General features: G+C 75.4%; 18 protein-coding genes. 2 read left to right on the top strand and 16 right to left on the bottom strand.

Annotated features, from left to right (window positions below; genetic code table 11):
• Positions 1-26 precede the first annotated feature (26 nt).
• Positions 27-1193, top strand: coding sequence for a S53 family peptidase (locus tag QSK52_RS27475; protein WP_285738857.1), 1167 nt, complete (start codon positions 27-29; stop codon positions 1191-1193).
• A gap of 168 nt (positions 1194-1361) precedes the next feature.
• On the opposite strand, the gene QSK52_RS27470 is transcribed toward QSK52_RS27475, so the two are convergent.
• Complete coding sequence (locus QSK52_RS27470; RefSeq protein WP_285738856.1) at positions 1362-1835, bottom strand: carboxymuconolactone decarboxylase family protein; 474 nt, start codon at positions 1833-1835, stop codon at positions 1362-1364.
• Between the two features lie 50 nt (positions 1836-1885).
• Here QSK52_RS27470 and QSK52_RS27465 point away from each other — a divergent pair, with 50 nt between their 5' ends.
• A complete protein-coding gene (locus tag QSK52_RS27465; protein WP_285738855.1) occupies positions 1886-3316 on the top strand; it encodes a PLP-dependent aminotransferase family protein in 1431 nt (476 codons plus the stop codon).
• Here the strand turns inward: QSK52_RS27465 and QSK52_RS27460 are convergent.
• The 15 genes from QSK52_RS27460 to QSK52_RS27390 form a co-directional block, all read right to left on the bottom strand.
• A complete protein-coding gene (locus QSK52_RS27460) occupies positions 3304-3501 on the bottom strand; it encodes a DUF6126 family protein (protein WP_285738854.1) in 198 nt (65 codons plus the stop codon). The genes QSK52_RS27465 and QSK52_RS27460 overlap by 13 nt on opposite strands.
• 31 nt (positions 3502-3532) lie before the next feature.
• Entirely contained in the window at positions 3533-4138 is a 606-nt protein-coding gene (locus QSK52_RS27455) for a helix-turn-helix domain-containing protein (protein ID WP_285738853.1), read from the bottom strand.
• An 82-nt stretch (positions 4139-4220) separates the two neighbouring features.
• Positions 4221-5954 carry a pyruvate dehydrogenase gene (locus QSK52_RS27450; protein WP_285738852.1) on the bottom strand — a complete coding sequence of 578 codons (1734 nt, stop codon included), beginning with the start codon at positions 5952-5954 and terminating at the stop codon, positions 4221-4223.
• A gap of 74 nt (positions 5955-6028) precedes the next feature.
• Positions 6029-6286 (bottom strand): hypothetical protein, encoded by a 258-nt coding sequence (locus QSK52_RS27445; protein WP_285738851.1) that lies wholly within the window; start codon positions 6284-6286, stop codon positions 6029-6031.
• A gap of 82 nt (positions 6287-6368) precedes the next feature.
• Positions 6369-7463: a cytochrome P450 family protein gene (locus QSK52_RS27440; RefSeq protein WP_285738850.1), complete on the bottom strand. Its 1095-nt coding sequence runs from the start codon at positions 7461-7463 to the stop codon at positions 6369-6371.
• Entirely contained in the window at positions 7460-8872 is a 1413-nt protein-coding gene (locus QSK52_RS27435) for a cytochrome P450 (protein ID WP_285738849.1), read from the bottom strand. The genes QSK52_RS27440 and QSK52_RS27435 overlap by 4 nt, the downstream gene beginning before the upstream one ends.
• Positions 8869-9465, bottom strand: a complete 597-nt coding sequence (locus QSK52_RS27430) for a GTP-binding protein (protein ID WP_285738848.1) — start codon at positions 9463-9465, stop codon at positions 8869-8871. The genes QSK52_RS27435 and QSK52_RS27430 overlap by 4 nt, the downstream gene beginning before the upstream one ends.
• Positions 9443-9787, bottom strand: a complete 345-nt coding sequence (locus QSK52_RS27425) for a DUF742 domain-containing protein (RefSeq protein ID WP_285738847.1) — start codon at positions 9785-9787, stop codon at positions 9443-9445. Before QSK52_RS27425 ends, QSK52_RS27430 begins: the two co-directional genes overlap by 23 nt.
• The gene (locus QSK52_RS27420) at positions 9784-10194 is read right to left on the bottom strand and encodes a roadblock/LC7 domain-containing protein (RefSeq protein WP_285738846.1); all 411 of its coding nucleotides are present in this window, start codon (positions 10192-10194) and stop codon (positions 9784-9786) included. Before QSK52_RS27420 ends, QSK52_RS27425 begins: the two co-directional genes overlap by 4 nt.
• Positions 10178-11440: a sensor histidine kinase gene (locus tag QSK52_RS27415; RefSeq protein WP_285738845.1), complete on the bottom strand. Its 1263-nt coding sequence runs from the start codon at positions 11438-11440 to the stop codon at positions 10178-10180. The genes QSK52_RS27420 and QSK52_RS27415 overlap by 17 nt, the downstream gene beginning before the upstream one ends.
• A gap of 124 nt (positions 11441-11564) precedes the next feature.
• Positions 11565-13733: a SpoIIE family protein phosphatase gene (locus QSK52_RS27410; protein ID WP_285738844.1), complete on the bottom strand. Its 2169-nt coding sequence runs from the start codon at positions 13731-13733 to the stop codon at positions 11565-11567.
• A gap of 160 nt (positions 13734-13893) precedes the next feature.
• Positions 13894-14118, bottom strand: coding sequence for a hypothetical protein (locus tag QSK52_RS27405; RefSeq protein WP_285738843.1), 225 nt, complete (start codon positions 14116-14118; stop codon positions 13894-13896).
• Between the two features lie 222 nt (positions 14119-14340).
• The gene (locus QSK52_RS27400; protein ID WP_285738842.1) at positions 14341-14520 is read right to left on the bottom strand and encodes a hypothetical protein; all 180 of its coding nucleotides are present in this window, start codon (positions 14518-14520) and stop codon (positions 14341-14343) included.
• Between the two features lie 46 nt (positions 14521-14566).
• A complete protein-coding gene (locus QSK52_RS27395; RefSeq protein ID WP_285738841.1) occupies positions 14567-15145 on the bottom strand; it encodes a TetR/AcrR family transcriptional regulator in 579 nt (192 codons plus the stop codon).
• Entirely contained in the window at positions 15145-16002 is an 858-nt protein-coding gene (locus tag QSK52_RS27390) for an alpha/beta fold hydrolase (RefSeq protein WP_285738840.1), read from the bottom strand. Before QSK52_RS27390 ends, QSK52_RS27395 begins: the two co-directional genes overlap by 1 nt.
• Positions 16003-16082: the final 80 nt, after the last annotated feature.

Below are 16082 nucleotides of genomic sequence, written 5' to 3'. Positions count from 1 at the left end.
GTTCCGCTCCCCGAACGGAGGCCCCGTTGCGCCCCCTCGCGCTCACCGCCGCCCTGCTCACCGCCCTCACCGGCCTCACCGCCGCCCCCGCCCACGCCGCCCCCCGCTGGGTCCGCACCTGCACCGCCCCCGCCCGCCCCGACACCGCCTCCTGCAACGCCCTGCGGGTCATCAGGCCGACCGCCGCCGACGACGGCGCCAGCGGCTACGGCCCCGCCGACCTGCTGGCCGCGTACGGGCTGCCCGCCGACGGCGGCGAAGGCGCCACCATCGCCGTCGTCGACGCCTACGACCACCCCCGCGCCGAGGCCGACCTCGACGTCTACCGCCGCCACTACGGGCTCCCCGCCTGCACCGCCGACACCGGCTGCTTCCGCAAGACCGACCAGCGCGGCGGCACCCGGCTGCCCCGCGGCAACACCGCCTGGGCCGGGGAGACCGCCCTCGACCTCGCCATGGTCTCCGCGATCGCCCCGCGCGCCCGGATCCTCCTGGTCGAAGCCGACAGCGCCGCCGTCGGCAACCTCGGCACGGCCGTCAACACCGCCGTCGCCCTCGGCGCCCAGTACGTGTCGATCAGCTGGGGCGCCACCGAGAGCGCCAACGCGGCGGACTACGACAGCCGCTACTTCGACCACCCCGGCACCGTCATCGCCGCCGCCTCCGGCGACGCCGGGTACGGCGTCAACTTCCCCGCCTCCTCCCCGCACGTCGTCGCCGTCGGCGGCACCACCCTCCGCCCCGACGACTCGCCCCGCGGCTGGGCCGAGACCGCCTGGGCCACCGGCCCCGACGAGGGCACCGCGAGCGGCTGCTCCGGCCAACTCCCCAAGCCCGCCTGGCAGACCGACCCCGGCTGCGCCCGCCGCACCGTCGCCGACCTCGCCGCCGTCGCCGACCCCGCGACCGGCGTCGCCGTCTACCAGACCTACGGCGGCAACGGCTGGTACACCTACGGCGGCACCTCCGCCGCCGCCCCGGTCATCGCCGCCGCCTACGCCCTCGCCGGCCCCCCGCCCCCCGGCAGCCGCCCCGCCTCCTTCCCCTACCGCAACCCCGCCGCCCTCCACGACGTCACCACCGGCGCCACCACCACCTGCACCCCGGCCTACCTCTGCACCGCCGGCCCCGGCTACGACGGCCCCACCGGCCTCGGCACCCCGAACGGGACGGCGGCCTTCCGAGGGCTTTGAGAGAGCACTACCAGGGGCGCGGGGAACTGCGCGGCCGACCGAGCACGCACAGCCAGATCGCGACGCAGGATGATCACTTGCACTATCCGGCGACCTTGCTGACGTGCGACTCCCGCCGCGCGCAGTTCCCCGCGCCCCTGGCTTCGCGCCTCCTGGCCGCGCGCCGCGCTACCGCTTCGGCGCCGGCGTCAGCCGGCTGGTCACGGCCACCCGGTTGAGCGCGTTGATCGTGCAGATCAGCGCGATCAGGTGCGCCAGCTCGTCCTCCGAGAAGTGCTTCGCCGCCTCGTCGAACACCGCGTCCGGGACGCGGGTCTCGGCGACCAGGGTGACCGACTCGGTGAGGGCCAGCGCGGCGCGCTCGCGGGCGGTGAAGTACGGGGTCTCGCGCCAGGCGGCGAGGGTGGCGAGGCGGTGCTCCTGCTCGCCCCGGGCGCGGGCGTCGCTCGCGTGCTTGTCCAGGCAGAACGCGCAGCCGTTGATCTGCGAGGCGCGCAGGTTGACCAGTTCGGTGACCACCGGGTCGGCGAGTCCGGCGATCGCGGCGCGGGAGGCGTCCAGCAGGGGGCGGTAGAACTCGGGGGCGCGCTCGCGCAGCGAGATGCGGAGGGCGGGGGCGGGAACGGTGGGTTCGTCGGTCATGCGGCCCACCGTAGGCGCCCGGTGGCCCGGTGGTGTGGTTCATTGGGGGGATGGATTCCTGGGCCACTTTCGGCGGCGACCTGCACCTCGACCTGGACGCCGGGCGGGCCCGCGGCCTGGGCCTGCGCGCCGCCCTGGAGGACGCGCTGCGCACCGCCGTCCGCGACGGCCGCCTCGCGGCCGGGACGCGGCTGCCGTCCTCCCGGGCGCTCGCCGTCGACCTGGGCATCGCCCGCAACACCATCGCCGAGGCGTACACCCAGCTCGCCGCCGAGGGCTGGCTGGCCTCCCGGCAGGGCTCCGGCACGGTGGTCGCCGAGCGCGGCCCGCAGTCGGCGCCCGCCGTCCCGCCGCCCGGCCTGCGCGTGCCGCGCCCGCCCGTGCACAACCTGCGCCCCGGCTCGCCCGACCTGAGCCGCTTCCCGCGCGGGGCCTGGCTGGCGGCGGCCCGCCGGGCGCTGGCGACCGCCCCGCACGAGGCGTTCGGCTACGGCGACCCGCGCGGCCGGATCGAGCTGCGCCGCGCCCTGGCCGCGTACCTGGCCCGGGCCCGCGGGGTGCGCACCGACCCGGAGCGGCTGCTGGTCTGCACCGGCTACCTGCAGGGCCTCGGCCTGCTCTGCGCCGCGCTGCGCGAGCACGGCCTGACGGCCGTCGCGGTGGAGGAGTACGGGCTGCCGCCGCAGCACGCGGCGATCACCGCGCGCGGTCTCGCCCTGCGCCCGCTGCCGCTGGACGAGGGCGGCGCCCGGACGGACGAACTGGCCCGCACCGACGCCGGGTTGGCGGTGCTCACCCCGGCCCACCAGTTCCCCACCGGGGTACCGCTGCGGGCCTCCCGGCGGGCTGCGGCGGTCGACTGGGCCCGGCAGGGCGGCGGCTACCTGCTGGAGGACGACTACGACGGCGAGTTCCGCTACGACCGGCACGCGATCGGCGCGATGCAGGCCCTCGACCCCGAGCGGGTGGTGTACGCGGGCACCGCCGCCAAGTCGCTGGCGCCCGGCCTGCGGCTGGCCTGGCTGGCCCTGCCCGCCGCCCTGGTCGAACCGGTGGCCCGGCACAAGCGGCTGGCCGACCTGCAGAGCGGCGCCCTGGAGCAGCTCACCCTGGCCGAGCTGATCGACTCCGGCGACTACGACCGGCACGTCCGGCGCAGCCGCCACCTGCTGCGCCGCCGCCGCGACCGGCTGGTCGAGGTGCTGGCCGACCGCGTCCCGGCGGTCCGGGTCACCGGCCTCAACGCGGGCCTGCACGCCGTCCTGGAACTGCCCGCCGACGGCCCCGACGAGGACGAACTCCTGCGCCGGGCCCGGCAGTCGGGCCTGGCCCTGACCACCCTGGGCTGGCACCTGGCCCCCGGTGCGGGCCCCGCCCCGGGGCGGCGCCCCGGGCTGGTGATCGGCTACGGCACGCCGTTCGAGCACGCCTTCGAGGGCGCGCTCGACGCGCTGTGCGACCTGCTCGCTCAGCCCTTGTGACTGCCCACGTAGAACAGCAGGAACAGGAAGCCGACGAACACGTGGCCCGAGACGATGTAGATCCACACCCGGATCCACACCCGGTTCGAGGCGCGGTAGCCCGCGTCGATGGTCTCCGCGTACTTCGGGACGGCCGGGGCGGCCGGGGCGGTCGGGACGGGGGCGGGCTTTCCGGTGTCGGTCATGGCGCGGTCTCCTGACGGGGAGGTGGGCGGACTACAGGCGCGGGGCGTCGCCCAGGCACAGGTCGCCGCCGGGGCTCTGCAACAGCGTGTGGACGAAGATCAGGTCGAGGCCGGCGGCGGAGTCCGCGGCGATCACGTGCGGCGTCATCGAGTCGAAGTGCGCGGAGTCGCCCTCGTCCAGGAAGTGGACCCGGTCGCCCAGCGTCAGCTTCATCCGCCCCTTGGTGACGTACAGCCACTCCTCGCCCGGGTGCACCCGCACCACCGCGTCCTGCGTGCTCGGCGGCACGTGCACCCGCAGCGCCTGCATCGCCCGGCCCGGTGCCCCGGCCCGCCGGTAACCCCAGCCACCGGCCCGGCCCGGCTCGATCCGGCCGCCCCGGATCACCGGGTCCGGCTCCCCGGGCTGCTCGCCGAGCAACTCGGCCACGCTCGTCCCGTACGCCCGGGCCAGGCCCAGCAGCACCGGCAGCGAGGGCTGCCGCCGCCCGGTCTCCAAGCGGGACAAGTAAGCTGGCGAGAGACCCACCCGGGCCGCGGCGACCTCCAGCGTCAACCGGCTGGAGACCCGCCGCTCCCGCAGCCGCGCGCCGAGGCCCGCGACCTCCTGGTCCTCGTCGAGAGGGCTGTCCGTCATGTGACCAGTGGACACCCTCCCTGCCCCTGAGGCAACAAACTTGCCCCACAGGCAAACCCGCCTCCCCTCCCCGGAGGGGGTCTCAGGGGCGCGGGATGTTGCGCAGGTTGGAGCGGGCCAGGTCGATCATCTTGCCGACGCCGCCGGTGAGGACGGTGCGTCCGGCGGCGAGGGCGAAGCCCTTGAGTTGGGCGGCGGTGATGTGCGGGGGGATGGAGAGGGCGTTGGGGTCGGTGACCACGTCGACCAGGGCGGGGCCGGGGCGGTCCAGGGCGTCGTCCAGGACCTCGCGGACCTTCGCGGGGTCGGTGACCCGCTTGGCGGGGATGCCGCAGGCGCGGGCGATCGCCGCGTAGTCCACGTCGCCGTTGTCGATCTCCGACTCGGGGTAGCCGGAGACCAGCATCTCCAGCTTGATCATGCCGAGCGCCCCGTTGTTGAACACCACGGTCTTCACCGGCAGCCGGTACTTCGCCACGGTGAGCAGTTCGCCCAGCAGCATGCCGATCCCGCCGTCGCCCGACATCGACACCACCTGCCGTCCGGGGAAGGCGAGTTGGGCGCCGATCGCGTGCGGCAGGGCGTTGGCCATCGAGCCGTGCAGGAAGGAGCCGATCACCCGGCGGCGCCCGTTGGGGGTGAGGTAGCGGGCGGCCCAGACGTTGCACATGCCGGTGTCGACGGTGAAGACGGCGTCCTCGGCGGCGACCTCGTCCAGGACGGAGGCGACGTACTCGGGGTGGATCGGCCGGTGCTTCTCGATGTCCCTGGTGTACGCGCCGACCACCGTCTCCAGCGCCTTGCAGTGCCGCTCCAGCATCCCGTCCAGGAACCGGCGGTCGTCCTTGCGCTCCAGCAGCGGCAGCACCGCCCGCAGGGTGGCGGCCACGTCGCCGTGGACGGCGAGTTCCAGCGGGGTGCGGCGGCCGAGCCGGGTCGCGTCGTGGTCGACCTGGACGGTGCGGGCCTGCGGGAGGAAGGAGTCGTACGGGAAGTCGGTGCCCAGCAGCAGCACCAACTCGGCCTCGTGCAGGGCCTCGTGGCAGGCGCCGTAGCCGAGCAGGCCGCTCATCCCGACGTCGTACGGGTTGTCGTACTGCACCCACTCCTTGCCGCGCAGCGAGTGCCCGACCGGGGCCTTGAGCGTGTCGGCGAGGTGCATCAGCTCCTCGTGCGCGCCGCGGACGCCCGCGCCCGCGAAGACGGTCACGGTGCGGGCGGAGTTGAGCGCCTCGGCGAGGGCCTGGACCTGGGACCAGGGCGGGGCGGCCACCGCCTGTTCGGTGAGGAAGGTGCTGCGGCCGGTGGGGGAGGGGGCGGTGAGCGCGGCGACGTCGCCGGGGAAGACCAGGACCGAGACGCCGGGGGAGCCGAGCGCGTGCTGGATGCCGACCCGCAGCAGCCGGGGCAGCTGGGCCGGGTTGGAGAGCATCTCGCACCAGGAGCTGCAGTCGGTGAACACCCGCTCGGGGTGGGTCTCCTGGAAGAAGCCGGTGCCGATCTGCCCGGACGGGATGTGCGAGGCCAGGGCCAGCACGGGCACGCCGCTGCGCTGGGCGTCGTACAGGCCCTGGATCAGGTGGGTGTTGCCGGGGCCGCAGCTGCCCGCGCAGACCGCGAGGCGTCCGGTCAGTTCGGCCTCGGCGGCGGCCGCGAACGCCCCGGCCTCCTCGTTCCTGACGTGCACCCAGGAGATGCCCTCGGCGCGGCGGATCGCGTCGACGACCGGGTTGAGGCTGTCGCCGACCACCCCGTAGACGCGTTCCACCCCGGCCTGCCGGAGCACCTCCACCATCTGGTCGGCCACGCTGCCCACGGGATCACCTCACGCCAGGAACCACGGAAGAAACGGACATTCGCACCATAACGGCTCGGATGTCCGGGGCGCGGCTACCGCCCGTCGACGGTCGCGCCGAGGGCCTCGCAGGCGCCGGTGGCGGAGTCGGTGAGCGGGCCGACCACCGGGTACTGGGCCAGGTCGCGGTGGCACAGCTCGGCGGTGGACGGCAGGGTGCCGTGGTAGCCGGTGTCCAGGCCCTGGGCCTGGCCGAGGCCGCCGGCCTGGGCGATCGGGGCGGCCTGGGCGGGCGACTGGGCGAGGGCGATCCCGGCCGCGGAGAGGACGGCGAGGGCGGTGAGCTTCTTCATGGCAGGTGCAACGAGGGCCGCCCCCGCCCGGTCACGTGGATTGACCCGGCAGGGGCGGCCCGGCGGCGCGACGCACGCCGGGTCAGGACAGCCGCACCCGCAGGCTGCTGACGCCGTTGCTGACGAACGAGGCGATCGGACGGGGCTCGGCGCCCTCGGCGAGCCGCAGGCCGGGGAAGCGGGCGAACAGCTCGCGCAGCGCGGTCTCCGCCTCCAGCCGGGCCAGTGCCGAGCCGATGCAGAAGTGCGGCCCGTGCCCGAGCGAGAGGTGCCGGACCGGGGAGCGGGTCAGGTCGAAGCGGTCCGCGTCCGCCCAGTGCTCCGGGTCGCGCCCGGCGGCCGCGTACGAGGCGAGCATGCCGTCGCCCGCGCGGATCACCACCCCGTCGCCCAGGTCGATGTCCTCCAGCGCGTACCGCATCGGGAACTGGCCGACCGGCGCGTCCCAGCGCAGCGTCTCCTCGACCACCGCGGACCACGGCACCGCGCCGTCCCGCACCAGCTGCAACTGCTCGGGGTGGGTGAGCAGGGCGCGCACCGCGTTGCAGATCAGGTTGAGCGTGGTCTCGTGCCCGGCCACCACCAACTGCAGCATCAGGCCTATCAGTTCGGCCTCGCTGAGCCGGTCCTGCTCCTCGCGGGCGGCGATCAGCGCGCTGGTCAGGTCGTCGGCGGGCGCGGCCCGCTTCGCGGCGGCGACGGCGCCCAGCAGCGCGCCGATGTCGCGGGCGGCGGCGGCGCTCGCCCCCGGCGCGCCGGAGGAGCTGACCAGGACGTCGGACAGCTCGTGCAGCCGGTCCTGCTCGTCCGGCGTCAGGCCCAGCAGCCGGCCGATGACGTGCATCGGCAGCGGGTAGGCGAACCGGGCGCGCAGGTCGACCCCGGTCCCGTCCTCGTCCCCGTCCGCCCCGGCCAGGGCGTCCAGCAGTTCGGCGACCCGCCGCTCGATCGCCGGGGCCAGTTCGGCGATCCGGCGCGGGGTGAGCGCCTGGGTGGCCAGGGCGCGCAGGCGGCGGTGGTCGGCACCGTCGGAGGTGGTCATGCCGGGGACGGTGACGAAGGTCATCAGCGGCCAGCCCTCGGGGAGCAGGCCCTCCCGGTACAGCCGCCAGTGCTCGACACCCTTGCCGACCCGGGGGTCGGCGAGCAGCTGCTGCAGGGTGTCGTGGCGGGTCACCGCCCAGACCACCACCCCACCAGGGAGCTCAACCTGCGCCGCAGGTCCGAGAGCGCGGAGCCGCCGGTTCTCGGCGTGCTGGTCGGATCCGGCGGGGTCGAGTCGGTAGGGGCAGACCCGGGCTGCGGCTGCGGCGTCCATGCGGTCCTCTCGGGCGGGGCGGGGCGGGGCGGGGTGAAGGAGCTGTAGAGCACCGGCAGGCTGACCAGGGCACGTGACCACGGGGACGGCCGCCAGGTCAACTCGTGGGCGGGAACCGCGAGCTGGAGGTCCGGGAGACAGTGCAGCAGGGTCTCGATCGCGGTCTCCACGATCAGCCGGGCCGGGTCCTTGGCCGGGCAGACGTGCCGCCCCGCGCCCCAGGCGAGGTGGGCCCGGTTGCCGCTCAGGCTGTCCGTGCCGTGCGCGGCCGGGTCGTCGTTGGCCCCGGCCAGGCCGAGCACCAGGATGTCACCGGCACTGATGTACTGGCCGCCCAGCACGGTGTCCGAAGTCGCCCACCGGCCGGGGAAGTTCTGCACCGGCGGGTCGCGCCACAGCACCTCGTCCAGGGCGTCCGCGACGGTCGAGCGGCCGCCGGTCAGGCTGCTGCGGAAGCGGCGGTCGGTGAGCAGCAGCCGCACCGTGTTGCCGATCCAGTTGATGGTCGGCTCGTTGCCCGCGATCAGGATCACCACCAGGTGGTGCACCACCTCCTCGTCGGTCAGCCCGACCGGGTGCCCCAGCAGCCAGGACACCAGGTCGTCACCGGGCCGCTCGCGCCGTTGCCGCACCAGCGCGGCGAGCAGCGCGGCCAGGTCGGCGGCGGCGCGCTGCGAGTCGGCGGTGCTGTCCACCACCCCGGTGATCAGCGCGAACAGCCGCGGGCCCTCCTCCTCGGGCAGGTCCAGCAGCTGGGTGAACACCAGCAGCGGCAGCCGCCGGGTGAACTGGACGACCAGGTCGGCCGTGCCGTCCGGCCCCCAGCTCTCGATCAGCGCCATCGCCGCGGCCTCGGTGGTCTCCCGCAGCCACCGGTGGTCGATCCGGCCCAGGGCGTCGCCGACCGCGGTGCTCAGCCGGTGGTGCTCGGCGCCGTCCACGCTCTGCAGGGTGGGCCGCCACACGGTCATCGGCACCAGGGGCGAGTCGGCCCGCAGCCGCCCCTCCCGGGGCACCCGCCAGTGCCGCGAGTCCTTGGAGAACAGCTGCTCGTTGCGGGTGAGGTCGAGCATCTCCTGGTAGCCGATGACCAGCCAGCCCTCCACCCCCGGCTCCAGCTCGATCGGCGCGACCGGGCCGTGCTCGGCGCGCATCCGGGCGTACCGGCCGTGCGGGTCGTCGGAGACCGCCGGGCCGTACAGCGGGGCGGCCCCCGGGCGTCCGGCGTACGGGCAGCCGGAGGCCGCCAGGTGTTCGGGAACGGTCATGACAGCTCCAGGGCGCCGACCCGCAGGTGGTCGACGAAATCGATCAGCAGTCGGTGCGCGGCGTCCTCGTCCCGGACGTCGCAGGTGAGGATCGGCACGCCGGGCAGCAGGTCGAGCGCGGTCCGCAGCTCGGCCTCCGGGTACGCGGGGGTGTCGGGGAAGACGTTGACCGCCACCGCGAACGGGATGCGCTGCTCCTCCAGCAGCCCGAGCACGTCGAAGGACTCCTCCAGGCGGCGGGAGTCGACCAGCGCGATCGCGCCCAGCGCCCCGCGCGAGAGGTCCTCCCACAGCGGCCAGAAGCGCTGCTGCCCGGGCGTGCCGAACAGGTACAGCGCGAGCCGGCTGCTGAGCGTGATCCGGCCGAAGTCCAGTGCCACCGTGGTGGTCGCCTTGTGCGGGCGCCCGGTCACGTCGTCCACGCCCTCGCCGACCGAGGTCATGGTCTCCTCGGTGCGCAGCGGGTCGATCTCGCTCAGCGCGCCGACCAGGGTGGTCTTGCCCACCCCGAACGGCCCGGTGACCAGGATCTTCACCGCGCCCTGCACGCTGGAGGGCAGGTACGCGGGCTCAGCGGAGCTGGCGGAGACCAACCAGCACCTCCTCGATCAGGGCGAGCGGCGCCCGCTCGGCCGGGCGGGCGGGCGGCAGCACCTGGATCGCGCCCAGCTCCCACAGGTCGTCGACCAGCACCTTCAGCACGCTGATCGGCAGCCCGAGGTGGGCCGCGACCTCGGCGACCGACAGCAGCTCCCGGCACATCTCCAGGACGGCCAGCTGCTCCCGGTTCACCACCATCGGGTCGACCGCGACCCCCGGCACGGTCCGCAGCAGGCTCTCGAACTCCAGCGCGTCCCGGCCGGCCAGGCTGCGACCGCCGGTGATGACGTACGGGCGTACCGGCCCGCGGCTCACCGTTCGCCCCCGGTGGCCGCCGCCCCCTGCCGGGGCGCGGCCGTCAGGTGCTCGCCGATCCGTCCGACCAGCATCTGCATCTGGTAGGCCACCAGGCCCGCGTCGACCGACTCCCCGGCCACCACCGCCAGGTGCGCCCCGGCCCCGGCGGCGACCACGAACAGGTAGCCGCCGCCGTACTCGATGACGATCTGCCGGGTGCTGCCGTCGCCGAAGCCGGTGGCCACGCCCCGGGACAGCGACTGCAGCCCGGAGCAGGCGGCGGCCAGCCGCTCGGCGTCGTCCCGGTCGATCCGGGGGCTGCGGCCGATCTCCAGACCGTCGTTGGACACCACGAGGGCGTGCCGGACCTCCGGTACGGAGACGATGTCGGCCAGCAGCCAGCCGAGGTCAGGGTTGGTCGTCATGCGGTTCTCCCTGGGGGGAAGCGGGGAATACGTCGGGGCGGTCCGGGGCGGACCGCCGGTCCTGCTGGGCGGCGATGCGGCCGTCCGCGGTGCCGTTCTGGAACAGCGACATGAAGGCTTGGGCCTCCCGGGCCGAGCGCGGCGAGACCGTCGGCTCCTGGGGGAACGCGCGCTGCGGGGTGCCGCCCCGGCGGTTGCTCCGGCGCGGCAGCGGGGGGACCGCGGACGGCGGGGTCGGACCGGTCCGGGGGGAGACCGGGCGGGTGGGCAGGGCGCCGGGCTCCTGGGGCGCGCGGCCCCGGTCGGCCTGCGGGCGGGTCGCGGCCGGCCGGGCACCCGGCTCGGCGGGCCGCGGGGCGGGCAGTCCGTGCTGCGGCAGCGGGTCGGTGAGCAGCGCGTTCGGCAGCAGCACCACCACCCGCACGCCGCCGTACGGGGACGGGGTGGAGTGCACGGTGACCCGGAAGCCGTACTGCCGGGCGAGCAGGCCGACCGCGGCCAGGCCCAGCTGCGGGACCTCGCCGATCCGGGAGACCTCCAGCGAGCCGCCGCCGGCCAGGGCGGCGGCGGCCTTGGCGACCGTCACGTCGGTCATGCCGATGCCGCAGTCGTCGATCTCGATCACGGCGCCGTTGTGCACCGGCATCAGCGTGACGTACACCTGCGAACTGGGCGGCGAGTAGCGGGTGGCGTTGTCCAGCAGCTCGGCCACCGCGTGGATCAGCGCCTCGGCGGCGGCGCCGAGCACCGCGGTGTCCACCCGGCTGTGCACCACGATCCGCTGGAACGGCAGGATCCGGCCCTGGGCGCCCCGCACCACGTCCTCCAGCGGGACGGGCTCGGGCCAGGTCCGGCCCGCGCGGGAGCCGCACAGCACGGCCAGGGTCTGTGCCAGGCGGGCCTGTTGGGCGGCGGCGTGGTCGGCCCGCAGCAGGCCGTCGAGCAGCACCGGGTCGTCGTGGGTGCGCTCCATCTCGTCCAGCCCGGCCTGCTGGTCGTGCGCCATCACCAGGATCCGGCGGGCCACGTTGAGGAAGGCCCGGCGGGTCGCCGCGTTCATCTCCTGCTCGTGCAGGGCGGCTTCGGCGCCCGCCCGGCGGTCGGCCAGCTCGGCCGCCAACTGCTCCCGGACCGCGTCGAGTTCGCGCTCGCTGCGGGCCAGCCGGGCGCGCAGGGTGCGGGTGACGGCACGGGAGCGGGCGGCGGCAGCGAGGGAGAGGAGGGCGAGCAATGCGGCTGCTGCCAAGCACCATTGAGTGGTCGTCACACGCGGAGTTTATGGTGGTGTTACTACTTTCGTATGAACGGTTCCAGCTTTCGCTGTTCAGATTCCGTCAATTTCGGACAGGTCGGACAGTTCGGCGCCGCGATCAGGTAGCGACCCGGTGCAGCAGGAGCAACGCCACGTCGTCCGGCCGGACTTCACGCTCCGTCACGTTCAGGGTCAGCAGGTCGGCCAGCCGCTCCAGCGCCTCCGGCCGCTCCAGCCGGCCCGCCCCGCCCGCCTCCGCCGTCCACAGCTCCAGCCCGCCCAGCATCCGCTGCACCGACTCGTCGTAGTCCTCGTCCCGGACCTCCACCAGCCCGTCCGTGTAGGCCAGCAGCGTCTCGCCCGGCTCCAGCCGCGCCTCGGCCGGCGGGTAGCGCACCCCCGGCAGCACGCCCAGCGGCGGGCCGCCCGGCAGGGGGAGCTCCGCCGCCCCGGCCGCCCCGATCCGCACCGGCGGCGGGTGCCCGGCCCGGGCCGCCCGCAGCAGCCCGGTCGCCGGGTCCAGCACCACGTACAGGCAGGTGGCGAACAGCTCGGTCTCCATCCCGGCCAGCAGCCGACTGGTCCGCTCCAGCGTGGTCGCCGGGTCGTGCCCGTCCGTCGCGTACGCCCACAGGCCCGAGCGCAGCTGGCCCATCACCGCGGTCGCCTCCGCGTTGTGGCCCTGCACGTCGCCGATCACCAGTCCGACCCGGCCGTCCGGCAGCCGCAGCAGGTCGTACCAGTCGCCGCCGATCTGCATCCCCTCGGTGGAGGGCAGGTAGCGCGCCGTCGAGGAGATCCCCGGCAGCGACGGCAGCGAGCGCGGCAGCATCGCCCGCTGCAGCTCGCTGGCCCGCTCGTGGTGCACGTCGTACAGCCGGGCCCGCTCCAGCGACTGGGCCAGGATGCCCGCGAACGCCGAGTACATCGTGCGGTCCTCCCGGCTGAAGGACCGCTCGGTGGCGAAGGTGATCAGGCAGGAGCCGACCTGCCGGCCCGAGGCCACCAGCGGCAGCACCGTCCAGGCGGCCGGCGCCTCCGGGCCGCGGCGCGGCTGGCCCGGCTCGCTGAACAGCGGCGTGGCCCGGGCCAGCACGTGCTCCATCACCCCGCCGGCCAGGTCGTGCAGCCGGTTCAGCTCGGCCCGGTGCGGGCCGCCGAACACCGCGGGGGAGACCGGCATCAACCGGCCCTCGTCCACCAGGTCCAGCACCACGCCGGCCGCGCCCAGCGCCGGGCGCGCCACGTCGGTCAGCGCTGTGGTCACCTCGCGCACCGTCACCGCCCGGGACAGCGCCCGGGTCAGCGCCAGCAGCAGCGTGGAGCGCGCCCCCGCCGCCGCGGCCGCCGCGGAACCGCCGGTCGGGCCGGGCCGCCACTCGCGCCCGATCAGCAGCCCCGCCGTCCGCACCGGCCGCCGGTGCACGTCCAGCATCACCTCGCCCGCCTCGTCCACCTGCCAGGGCGTACCGTCCGGCCGCACCACCCGGTACGAGATCCGGTACGGGCCTCCGGTCGCCAGCGCCTCGGCCAGCCCGGCCTGCACGTCCGGCAGGTCCTCCGGGTGCACCACCTCCGCCAGCTCCGGCGCCCGGCCGGTCGCCCCCGGCGGCGGCAGGCCCACCACCCGGTACGCCTGCGCGTCCCACAGCGTCTCGCCGGTCACCACGTCCCGCTCGAACGCCCCGGCGCCCGCCGAGCGCACCGCCAGCGACAGCAACTCGCCGTCCGGGGAGGGGAGTTCGGCCCGCGGGCCGTCCGAGGCCGGATCGGCCGCGTGCACGTGGTCCAGCAGGTGCGCGAGCCGGTGCGCGGCCACGTCGGCGAAGGTCTCCAGCAGTTCGACGTCCCGCCGCGGGACGGCCCCGCGGTGGGCCAGTGCCAGCGCCAGCGAACCCACCGGGCTCCCGTCCACCACCAGCGGCAGCACCGCCAGCGCGACCAGGCCGGTGCCCAGGCCCGCCGCCGTGTTCGGGTAGTCCGCGCTGGTCTGCTGCGGGCTCAGCAGCACCGGCTCGCGCCGCCGCAGCGCCAGCGCAGCGGGCAGCTCGCTCTCCGGGTCGACCACCCCGTACTTGTGGTGCACCCACTCGGGCAGCTCGTGCGAGGCGATCAGCCGCAGCGTCCCGCCGTCCAGCAGGTAGAGCGCCGAGCCCTCGCCGGTGATCCAGGCCGGGCCCTCGGTCAGCAGCGCGGCCAGCAGCTCGGCCGCGCTCGACGCCCGCAGCAGCGCCCGCACGCACCGCAGTTCGGTGCGGCTGGCCCGGCGCGGAGAGCTCTGGTCCATGGGAAGCGCCCGGCCCTTCCGGTCGACGTGCCAGTGCTGACCATCTTATGGACGCACCGGGCGACCGGGCGCTTTCGCGACACGTGGGGAATCCGCGGCATTTCCGACACCTTGCCAGTGGCGCCGGGGCCGACGGCGGGGTTGCCGGGGCCGGAGGCGGCTACTGGCCGTCGACCTCGCCGTAGCCGCGCTGCGGACGCGCCTCGACCGGTCGCAGCGAGCGCAGCCCGCGCACCACCGCGACCCCGCGCAGCAGCGCCGCGCCCCAGCCCGCGTCCTGCGGGGCGGCCGCCGGGCGCGGGGCGCCGGGCGCTCCGTCCGGCGCCGTCCGGGGAGCCGGGATCAGTCCCGTGCCGGGCTCGATGTGCTGAGTCGCCTGCGGCATGTTCCTGATCCTCCGTGCTTGTCGGTCACACCCGTGGAAGGTCTCCACGCGGTATGACTTCCCGACCGAAGGACAGTGTTACGCACCAGTGGTGTCGAAATGGTGGGGACGAGGTTGCGAAACGGTGTGGACGGCGCGCGACCAGCGCGTTCGTCCCGCGGCCCGGCCTCCCGCCGTTCCGGCCTCCCGCCGTTCCGGCCGCGGTCCCGCGGCCCCCGCGGCTCAGGCCCCCGGCTGCTGTTCGGCCACGGTCTGCGTGAAGTCCTCGTCCAGCGCCGTGTCCGGGGCGGAGACGGCGTCCTTGAGCGGGCCGAGCCCGCGGTGGTGCTCCGGCGCGGCGTGCGCACTGGGAGCGGTGAGGGAGGCGACCACGCCGACGGCGAGCGAGGCAAAGGCGAGCATGCTGCGCTTCTTCATACCGTGGAGAACGCGGCACCGCCCCGGGAGGTCACGGCCCCTCCGCACCCGGCCAGTTGGCCAGCCCCTCGACCAGCACCCCGGTCAGCCGCTCCAGCGTGACGTCCGTCCCCTCGGCGAGCTGGAACGCCCCCGCCGTGGTCAACGAGGCGTACCCGTGGGCCGCCGCCCGCAGCGTCCGCACCGCGTGCACCGCCTCCGGGCCCGCCAGCCCGTAGCCGCGCAGCACCGCGAACAGCACCCCCACCAGCCGCTCGGCGGCCGCGACCAGCTCCGGGTCCGGGTCCGGCACCTGCGGCAGCGCCGCGTACCGCCGCGGGTGCCGCAGGGCGTACGAGGCGTACGCGGCGAGCAGGGCGCGGACCGCGCCGTCCCGGGAGTGGCCGAGGACGGCGGCGGCCAGGTGGTCGGCCAGCTCCTCGGTGGTGCGGACGGCGACCAGGCGGCGCAGTTCGGGCAGGCCGCCCGCCACGTGCTTGTACAGCGAGGGGGTGGCGACCCCGGCCTTGGCGGCGACGGCGGACAGGGTCAGCGCCTCGGCGCCGCGTTCGTCGATCAGGTCGAGGGCGTGGTCCACCACGGCGGCGGTGGAGAGTCCGGCGCGGGGCATCAGCGGGTGACCTCGTCGTTCAGTGCGGGCAGTGCGGGCAGTTCGGCCAGGAAGGGCAGCAGGGCGTCGGCGACGGCCTGCGGGCGGCCGGCCATCGGGTAGTGGCCGGCGCCCTCGATCATCACCTTGCGGCCGCGCAGCGCGGCGGCCTGCCGGTCGGCGACCAGCTCGGGGTCCGGGAAGTCGGGGTCCTTGCTGCCCATCAGCACCAGCGCGGGCACGTCGACGGCCTCGCACCAGCCGACCGGGGCGGAGTCGCCCTTCAGGTAGCCGCGCAGGGCCGCCTTGCGGGCGGGCTCGCGGAGCATCCGCGCGAGGTCGGCCCGGTACTCCTCGAAGTCGGCGGGCCGGGCGTCGGCCGGGTAGTAGAACTTCTGCATCGAGCCCCACAGGCCCGGGAAGGCGGTGACCAGCGGGGCGGCCAGGCCGAACAGCGCCTTCTGGAAGGCGTTCAGCGGCAGGTTCTCGATGAAGGCGTCGACCAGCACCACCCCGCCGGTCCGCTCGGGGGCGAGCGCGGCGGCCCGGACCACGGTGGCGCCGGTGTACGAGCTGCCGACCAGCACGGCGCCGCGCAGGTCCAGGTGGGCCAGCAGGGCCACCAGGTCCTCGGCGATCGCGGCGGGGGAGTGGTCGGTGAAGCCGGTCGAGGACTCGCCCGTGCCGCGCAGGTCCATGGTGACCACCCGGTGCCCGGCGGCGGACAGCAGCGGGGCGAGGTGGCGGTAGACGGTGCGCCGGTCGAGCATGCCGGGCAGCAGGACGACCGGGACGCCGGAGCCGGGGGTGTCGTCGTAGGCGATCCGGCCGCCGGTGACGTCGAGGTACTGGGTGGTGGTGCCGAGGGTGCTGTGCATCGCGGGCCTCCTGGGCGGGCGTCGTCCGGCGCTCCGGGCTCTCGGTGCCCGGCTGCTTCCGATAGCCATAAAGCTAAGGC

Source organism: Kitasatospora phosalacinea (assembly GCF_030268885.1).
GTDB lineage: Bacteria > Actinomycetota > Actinomycetes > Streptomycetales > Streptomycetaceae > Kitasatospora > Kitasatospora phosalacinea_C.
This window is presented reverse-complemented; position numbering and strand designations above follow the sequence as displayed.

Coding starts and splice junctions, on each gene's coding strand:
- QSK52_RS27470 (WP_285738856.1), bottom strand. CDS start 1,835: ATGACCGACGAACCCACCGTTCCCGCCCCCGCCCTCCGCATCTCGCTG.
- QSK52_RS27410 (WP_285738844.1), bottom strand. CDS start 13,733: ATGGACCAGAGCTCTCCGCGCCGGGCCAGCCGCACCGAACTGCGGTGC.
- QSK52_RS27445 (WP_285738851.1), bottom strand. CDS start 6,286: ATGAAGAAGCTCACCGCCCTCGCCGTCCTCTCCGCGGCCGGGATCGCC.
- QSK52_RS27395 (WP_285738841.1), bottom strand. CDS start 15,145: ATGCCCCGCGCCGGACTCTCCACCGCCGCCGTGGTGGACCACGCCCTC.
- QSK52_RS27390 (WP_285738840.1), bottom strand. CDS start 16,002: ATGCACAGCACCCTCGGCACCACCACCCAGTACCTCGACGTCACCGGC.
- QSK52_RS27400 (WP_285738842.1), bottom strand. CDS start 14,520: ATGCTCGCCTTTGCCTCGCTCGCCGTCGGCGTGGTCGCCTCCCTCACC.
- QSK52_RS27420 (WP_285738846.1), bottom strand. CDS start 10,194: ATGACGACCAACCCTGACCTCGGCTGGCTGCTGGCCGACATCGTCTCC.
- QSK52_RS27465 (WP_285738855.1), top strand. CDS start 1,886: ATGGATTCCTGGGCCACTTTCGGCGGCGACCTGCACCTCGACCTGGAC.
- QSK52_RS27435 (WP_285738849.1), bottom strand. CDS start 8,872: ATGACCGTTCCCGAACACCTGGCGGCCTCCGGCTGCCCGTACGCCGGA.
- QSK52_RS27460 (WP_285738854.1), bottom strand. CDS start 3,501: ATGACCGACACCGGAAAGCCCGCCCCCGTCCCGACCGCCCCGGCCGCC.
- QSK52_RS27455 (WP_285738853.1), bottom strand. CDS start 4,138: ATGACGGACAGCCCTCTCGACGAGGACCAGGAGGTCGCGGGCCTCGGC.
- QSK52_RS27405 (WP_285738843.1), bottom strand. CDS start 14,118: ATGCCGCAGGCGACTCAGCACATCGAGCCCGGCACGGGACTGATCCCG.